Raw genomic sequence first — 7048 nt, 5'->3', positions numbered from 1 at the left:
GCCTTAACATCGCATATAGCTTCTATGGCTTGGCAAACTCCATTAAATAATATTTCTCTTTCCTCTAATCTTTTATATTGTAAATTATACATTCTCTTTTTCTCCTTTATTTAATTACTTTAAATCACTTAATAAATCTTTAAACTTTATATTATTTTTAAACTGATTTATAACCAAATGTTGTTAGTAATATTTCATATAATCCCCTCCTAATATTTAAAATTAAATAATATTACTCTCATTTCCTCATAAAATACTACATAAGTTGCCTCACATACAACTTGATTAATATTATTCTCTGGTATTTCAATAATTTTATCACTTAAGATTATTTCTACTTTATTAGAATCATTTATTAATATATCCTCTAAATTATGTTTCGTTTTTTCATAACTGTTTAATTTACTTAATCTAGAGTTAATAATTACCTTTTCTATATCCTGTCTTTTTATTAAGGCTATAGCTTTTCTAACTTCCATATTATCACCTCTAAATATTAATATTTTCAAATATACTATAGCTCTTAATAATATCCTCTAACTCTGAAAGTTCTCTTATAATCTCCTTATATGCTTTATATTCTCTTGTATCATATATTTCTTCTCCTCTTTTATTTTTAGCCATATTTTCAATATATTCATAACCCTTATTAAATCGTTCTTTTAAGTGCTGGTAGTATTCTAATGTCGTATTTATAAAGTTTTCTCTTTGTCTCATCGTAACTTCTCCCTTTTAAAATTTATAACCCTCCTGAAGTTAACAACAACTATCTTTATCTTGTATACATTTTCGTTTATTAAAATGGCATGTCGTCTGTTTCCATCTGCAGGAACCTTTTATTTTCATCATAGCCAAAGTCTCGATTTAACTCTTCATCACATGTATAAAACCTCTTTCTATATTTATCAAAAGTAACTCGTACAGCCCTGTTTGTTATTCCTCCCCATCTATTTTTTAGCAAAAGAAGCTTCGACTCTTCTTCTCCATCATCTCTTATCACTCTTTCAGTTCTTATAACTGAATCTGCTGAGCCTACAATTTCACTAGCTCCTGATACATCATACATACTAGGACCTTCACCTTTAGATGTTTTTTTTGGATGTGCCACTAATAAAACTATTAAGTCATATTTCTTGGCTAATTGCTTTAATCCTAAGCATAGCTGCTTTTGCTTACGATATTGCTCACTATGATCCCCTATATCAAATGTCATTAAGTTATCCAATACAAATAATTTAATATCCTTATTTACAGCTAAGTACTCCATTACACTTAAAATATTATCTTTGTTAGCTATGGAATCACTATCATATACTTTAAATTTATCCTTAACCCATTTACTTATAAGATCCCAACAATAATCTGTAACATCTATGTATTTTTTACCTAGCTTACTATTTTTCTCTTCTAAGTGACATTCATTTGCTACAGTTCTATTAAACCAAAACATCAAATCACTTTCCGGAAGTTCTCCACTATATAAAAATGACTTATTACCATCCTTTATAGCACCAGCTATTATTTGATTTATTATCGTACTTTTCCCACTGCCAGGAACCCCTGTAATAATATTAAGAGATGTATATTTAAATCCTCCTCCTAACATATTATCTAAATCTTTAAAACCAGTTGATATATACATACTAGTTGATTTGTTTCTTTTAATTTGCGAAGCATCTACATACAAATTTTCTATATTCTTATTATTCATAAGTATGCTTTTAAGGTTATCTATTCCACCCGTTAGAGCTTCTATCTTACCATTGTATAAATCATTCTCCATAGTACTTATTTCTATAAGAGCTTGTCTTCTAGAATACTTATCCTGTAATAAATCTATATAATAGTCTATATTTGATGTAGATGGTACTATAGTTAATAAACTAGAAATATAACTCATTCCTCCTACATCTATTAAGACATTATTATTCTTTAATTCCTCAGACAACATTATTAAATCAATAGGATCTCCTCTCTTATAAAGGTTCAATATATTTTCATATATGATCCTGTGAGATTCCTTATAAAAAATATCTGTTTTAATTCTTTTAGAAGCTCTACTAATTATTTTATTATCAAGTAGTATTGAACCCAGTACAGTCTGCTCAGCCTCCACACTATGAGGAGGTATCTTTATATTTGTGCTCATTTTGTACCTCCACTATTAAATTATTTCATAACCATCTTCATCATATTTGATGCCTTTGTTATTTTGTTCTGGTGATGATGCATTGTAATTTTCATCTAAATAATCCATATATCCAGTATTAAAGAATGTGCTTCCATGCTTTATATATTGTTTGTCTTTATCTTCTACTTCTTTAGAGTACCTTTCTATACATCTTTTTATTTCATCAAATGAATACTTTTCTAGAAGCTTAGGTATTTTATTATAAGCTTGAGTTTTTCCTTTTTTATTAGGATATATTTGCCATAATTCATCACATTGTAATGTATATATATTATTCTTTACATTCTTTACATTCTTGTTTGTGTCCATTTGTTGCTTATTTGAAGTTGATTTCTTGTTGGTTTTGCTGTCGGAAATTTCTTCTCTAAATTGATATACCGACCAATTTTCAATGGTTACAATAGAATATTTGTTGTTGGATTTAATGTTAATCGTTTTTCTATTTTCTAATAGTTTCATATAGTCCCAAACTGTAGAAGGTGCTATATTTAATTCTAGAGCTGCCTTATTTCTTCCAAAAACAAATTGACCTTCTTTTAATATTATTGTTTGTCTTCCTATTCGTTGCTCTCTTTCTTTATGGGTAGCTCTAACCAAACACCATATAAATATTTTAAATAGTTTTTCATTTTCAAAAATGTCACTATTAATTACTTCTCTGTATAGTTTGATATAGCCATTTTGCATCTATATCACCTACCTAAAACTCCTTGCCTATATTAGAAATAAAAAATTCATCAACAGCACTTCTAATTATCAATATTCTTTTGCCTACTTTAATTTTTGGAAACCCCTTAGCATTTACTAATTGATATGCTTTATTAATCCCTATATTGTATTCATTTGCAAATGTCTTAACATCAATTAATTTGTCGTATTCCTTCATAATTTTCCTCCTTATTCTTCTTCTGTTAGAAATAAATCTATTATAGAAACATCTAAGGCTTTAGAAAGTTTTTTCATTGTATCTAAGCTAGGATTTTTTGTTATTCCTCTTTCCAAGGCAGATATATAATCTTTAGATATTCCTGATTCTTCAGATAATTGAAGCTGTGTTTTATCTGCTACTAATCTGGCTATTCTTAACTTCCTACTCAAAGTATCACCTCCTATTATTTACGAACTAAAATTCATTTTTTAGTCATTTACGAATTAAAATTCGCATATTTATATTATCATAATATATGAATCATAATTCGTATGTCAATACATTTTTATAAAAATATATGTATTACAATTCGTAATAGTGTTATAATACGAATTAGGAGGTGGTATTTTGAAAACATGTGAAAAAATAAAACAAATAAGAACTAACAAAAAAATTACACAAAAACAATTAGCTGAGTTGATTAATAAAAATATAAGAACAGTTCAAAAATATGAGTCAGGAGAGATAGATATTCCACTGGAGAGTATCTATGAAATAAGTAAAGCTCTTAAAGTAGATATAGAAGAAATATATAACCCTAATGATAAATTGAATAAATTTGTAACTGGTTTAAAAGCTATACTATATGAGGGAAAAGATGAAAACGATAAAGATGACGATACTTTAAAATTGCTAAATGAATTATCTATTTATAGGCCACTATTAAATGAAATTAATATCAACTTGTTAACAACAAATGAAGATAATTCACTTAAAGTTACGTTAATAGATAACAAAGATGGATATACTTTACCTTTCAAAACTAAATTTGAATTAGATACATTTTTTGAAGAAATTAAGTACAGCACACAAAGTTACATTAACAGATTAAAGCATTTTGATAAAATCAATAAAGAGGGTGCTAATATTGGCAAATAAAAGACAAAGGGCTAATGGCGAAGGCTCTATTATGAAAAATATTAGAAACGGAAAACAGATAGGTTGGAGAGCTTCTCTTACTATAGGAAGATATGAAAGTGGCGCTTTGAAACGTAAAGAATTCTATGGAAAAACTAAAAAAGAAGTTCAAACAAAATTAGACGAATATAAAAGACAGATGTCTATGGGAGTTCTTTCAGATGATAAGTTAACAGTAGAATCTTGGTTCTACACATGGTTATTTGACTTTAGATCTAAAGATATGAAGCCTAAAACATTTGAATTATACGAAGGTATCTATAGAGTTTATATAAAAGATAGTGAAATAGCTAATATAAAACTATCAGACCTTAGAACTCCACATCTACAAAGATATTATAATAAGCTGCTAGATATAGATAAATTAGAAATATCAAATGTTAATAGAATAAATAATAGGCTAAAAACTTGCCTTACTGAAGCTGAAAAACAAGGATATATTCAAAGGAATTGGTGTAAGATGGTAACTCTACCTAAAGTAGAAAAAATAAAAGAAATAAATGTATTAAGTAAAGATGAACAAATAAAATTTATTGAAGCTATAAAGGGTAATGATATGGAGCTATTATTCCTCATGGCATTAGGTACTGGATTAAGACTTGGAGAAATATTAGGGCTCAAATGGAGTGATATAGACTTTAAAGAAGGTACTTTATCTGTCAATAGAACTGTTCAAAGAGTAACCGATATACAAAAAGATGGTTCACGTAAAATGGTACTTATAGAGCAGACTCCTAAGACTAAAAATAGTTATAGAACTGTACCAATACCACAAAACATACTTATTCAACTTAAAATTCATAAGAAAAATCAAAATGGACTTATACTTTCTTTAGGTGAATCTTATCAAAATAATAACTATGTTTTATGTGAAAATACAGGAAAGGCATATGATCCTAATAAGCCTAATAGAAGATTAACTTCTATATTAAAAGCTAATGATATGGACCATATAAAGTTCCATGGACTAAGACATACCTATGCTACTAGATTATTTGAAGCGGGAATACCACCTAAAACAGTTCAAGCATTAATGGGGCATAGTGATATTAGCCTAACACTTGATATTTATACTCACGTTATGAAAGAAACTAAATTAGAAGCTGTAGAAAAAATCAATAGTATATTCGGATAAAGAGCTATATAGAAATGGCTCTTTTTTTATTGTTTTTTACATACAATAACACGCAACGACCACGCAATAGAACAGATATTTAATAAACTAATATAAAATAGGATAAAAATGTAAATTTATGAAACCAAGTTATATACCCTATTTCATCAAAATACAATTCCAAAAATTTCAATTCATAAAATATAGTTTAGTCTCCCACATTCGGCACCAATAAAAATATAATAAGTATAAATCTAATAAAATCACTTACTTAATTAGTAAGTGATTTTATTATTTTATCTAAAATACATCAACTATAAAATAGTACTCTTTCATTTATACAAAAAAGAGCCCTTATAGGCTCTATACAGTTTATTTTTAAATTAACTTATTCAGCTCTTTTGATAGCATTTAATATGTTATTATAGAAAGTATTTGAGTAACTTCCAGCAATATGCAATCCATCACCATTATGATGTATTAAATATCCATTACTATCAACAAATCCAGTTGTCGTATCTATAAATTTCACATTTGATTTTGTTTCACAATGAGATTCTATCACACTATTTAAACTAGCTATACTTTTATTGAACGAAGCTGGATTTGCACCTGTAAATGCTCTACCTACAGGAAATACTTTTTGAACATAGATTGTTTTATCTGGATATTTGGCTGATAGCTTGTTTATCAAAGTTTTTACATCTGACTTATTAGCTGATGTACTCGCTCCATTAACACCTATTAGTAAACATACACCATCAATTTTGCTACTACTTGGCATTGAATCTACTTTATCTAACCAGTATGATGGTCTACTCCCACTCTTAGCATATACATAAGCATTGCTATTTTTGGATTTTATTATATTTTGTATACCTACGGTAAATGAATCCCCTATAAATAAGAAGTTATTTAAATTGTTTCTCTCTCCTTCTATATCTACATAAGAACTACTTACATATCCATATCCATTTCCAAACTTAATTTTATACCATCCGTTACTTTCAGTATTTACTATTTCAACTTTAGCTCCTCTTGATAAAGTTCCTATTTTAGAGTAACTTGTTGATGCTCCACTTCTTACATTTAGTGAATTAGTATTTACAGTTCCTGTTTTTATTACAGTGGAATCAGATGAGTCATTTGAACCACTTACCGGTGTCACATCTGAAATATAAGAAGCACTTACATATCCATATCCATTTCCAAATTTTATTTTATACCATCCATTACTCATTTTATCAACTATATTTACAGTGGTCCCTTTTAATAAAGTTCCTATGTGAGCGTAAGATGTCCCTGCTCCATTTCTTACATTTAGAGCAGTTGCTTTTACCCTCCCTGTATGAGTTACTGTTGTTGATGATGATGTATCATTTGAATCACCAGAAGTATTAACAGGCTTAACATCAGTTATGTAATCTCCACTTACATATCCATATCCATTTCTAAATTTTATTTTATACCATCCATTGCTCATTTTATCTACTATATTTATAGTCGTTCCTCGAGCTAATGATCCTAATTTATTATAATTTGAACTTGCACCATCTCTTACATTCAATGATGAAGCATTTACATTTCCGGTATGCGTTACTGTCGTAGATGATGATGTATCATTATTTGAATCTGATGTAATACTTATATACTGTTCACTTATATATCCATATCCACTTCCATATTTTATCTTGCACCATCCACTTGAATCTGAACTTACTATTTCTACAGAATCACCTTTTTTCAAAGATCCTATTATAGTATGACTTGTGGATGCACCCTTTCTTACATTTAGAGAAGTTGCTGTTACTACACCTGTTTTTTTAGATGACCTTTCGTTTAAATTATATGTAGGTGCTTCATTTTGATTTTCTGTATTACCTTGAGCATTTGCTTC

At 28.2% G+C, this 7048-nt stretch carries 9 protein-coding genes; 2 read left to right on the top strand and 7 right to left on the bottom strand.

The window, feature by feature from the left end; translation table 11 throughout:
* Positions 1 to 209 precede the first annotated feature (209 nt).
* From J7G74_RS05760 to J7G74_RS05735, 6 genes are all read right to left on the bottom strand, one after another.
* Positions 210 to 479: a hypothetical protein gene (locus J7G74_RS05760; protein ID WP_297133007.1), complete on the bottom strand. Its 270-nt coding sequence runs from the start codon at positions 477 to 479 to the stop codon at positions 210 to 212.
* A gap of 10 nt (positions 480 to 489) precedes the next feature.
* A complete protein-coding gene (locus J7G74_RS05755; RefSeq protein WP_297133004.1) occupies positions 490 to 717 on the bottom strand; it encodes a hypothetical protein in 228 nt (75 codons plus the stop codon).
* Positions 718 to 796: 79 nt separating this feature from the next.
* Positions 797 to 2149 carry a DnaB-like helicase N-terminal domain-containing protein gene (locus tag J7G74_RS05750; RefSeq protein WP_297132987.1) on the bottom strand — a complete coding sequence of 451 codons (1353 nt, stop codon included), beginning with the start codon at positions 2147 to 2149 and terminating at the stop codon, positions 797 to 799.
* Positions 2150 to 2164: 15 nt separating this feature from the next.
* Positions 2165 to 2878 carry a transcriptional regulator gene (locus tag J7G74_RS05745; protein WP_297132984.1) on the bottom strand — a complete coding sequence of 238 codons (714 nt, stop codon included), beginning with the start codon at positions 2876 to 2878 and terminating at the stop codon, positions 2165 to 2167.
* Positions 2879 to 2891: 13 nt separating this feature from the next.
* Positions 2892 to 3077: a helix-turn-helix domain-containing protein gene (locus J7G74_RS05740; protein WP_297132982.1), complete on the bottom strand. Its 186-nt coding sequence runs from the start codon at positions 3075 to 3077 to the stop codon at positions 2892 to 2894.
* Between the two features lie 11 nt (positions 3078 to 3088).
* Positions 3089 to 3289: a helix-turn-helix transcriptional regulator gene (locus J7G74_RS05735; protein ID WP_297132979.1), complete on the bottom strand. Its 201-nt coding sequence runs from the start codon at positions 3287 to 3289 to the stop codon at positions 3089 to 3091.
* A gap of 178 nt (positions 3290 to 3467) precedes the next feature.
* Between J7G74_RS05735 and J7G74_RS05730 the strand changes: the two genes are divergently transcribed.
* Together J7G74_RS05730 and J7G74_RS05725 are read left to right on the top strand one after the other, a co-directional pair.
* The gene (locus tag J7G74_RS05730) at positions 3468 to 3998 is read left to right on the top strand and encodes a helix-turn-helix domain-containing protein (protein ID WP_297132976.1); all 531 of its coding nucleotides are present in this window, start codon (positions 3468 to 3470) and stop codon (positions 3996 to 3998) included.
* On the top strand, positions 3979 to 5172 hold the full coding sequence (locus J7G74_RS05725; RefSeq protein ID WP_297133010.1) for a tyrosine-type recombinase/integrase: 1194 nt from the start codon (positions 3979 to 3981) through the stop codon (positions 5170 to 5172). The genes J7G74_RS05730 and J7G74_RS05725 overlap by 20 nt, the downstream gene beginning before the upstream one ends.
* A 367-nt stretch (positions 5173 to 5539) precedes the next feature.
* Here the strand turns inward: J7G74_RS05725 and J7G74_RS05720 are convergent.
* The coding region (locus J7G74_RS05720; RefSeq protein WP_297132974.1) for an SH3 domain-containing protein at positions 5540 to 7048 on the bottom strand (1509 nt) is incomplete at its 5' end.

Origin of the sequence: Terrisporobacter sp. (genome assembly GCF_017888745.1) — a bacterium.
In the GTDB taxonomy this organism is placed as follows: Bacteria; Bacillota; Clostridia; order Peptostreptococcales; family Peptostreptococcaceae; genus Terrisporobacter.
The sequence above is the reverse complement of the archived record's forward strand: the minus strand, read 5'-3'. Positions and strand labels throughout refer to the sequence as shown.

Bases quoted from the DNA above. Each gene is read 5' to 3' on its own strand.
- J7G74_RS05760 (WP_297133007.1), bottom strand. From the start codon at position 479: ATGGAAGTTAGAAAAGCTATAGCCTTAATAAAAAGACAGGATATAGAA.
- J7G74_RS05755 (WP_297133004.1), bottom strand. From the start codon at position 717: ATGAGACAAAGAGAAAACTTTATAAATACGACATTAGAATACTACCAG.
- J7G74_RS05750 (WP_297132987.1), bottom strand. From the start codon at position 2,149: ATGAGCACAAATATAAAGATACCTCCTCATAGTGTGGAGGCTGAGCAG.
- J7G74_RS05745 (WP_297132984.1), bottom strand. From the start codon at position 2,878: ATGCAAAATGGCTATATCAAACTATACAGAGAAGTAATTAATAGTGAC.
- J7G74_RS05740 (WP_297132982.1), bottom strand. From the start codon at position 3,077: ATGAAGGAATACGACAAATTAATTGATGTTAAGACATTTGCAAATGAA.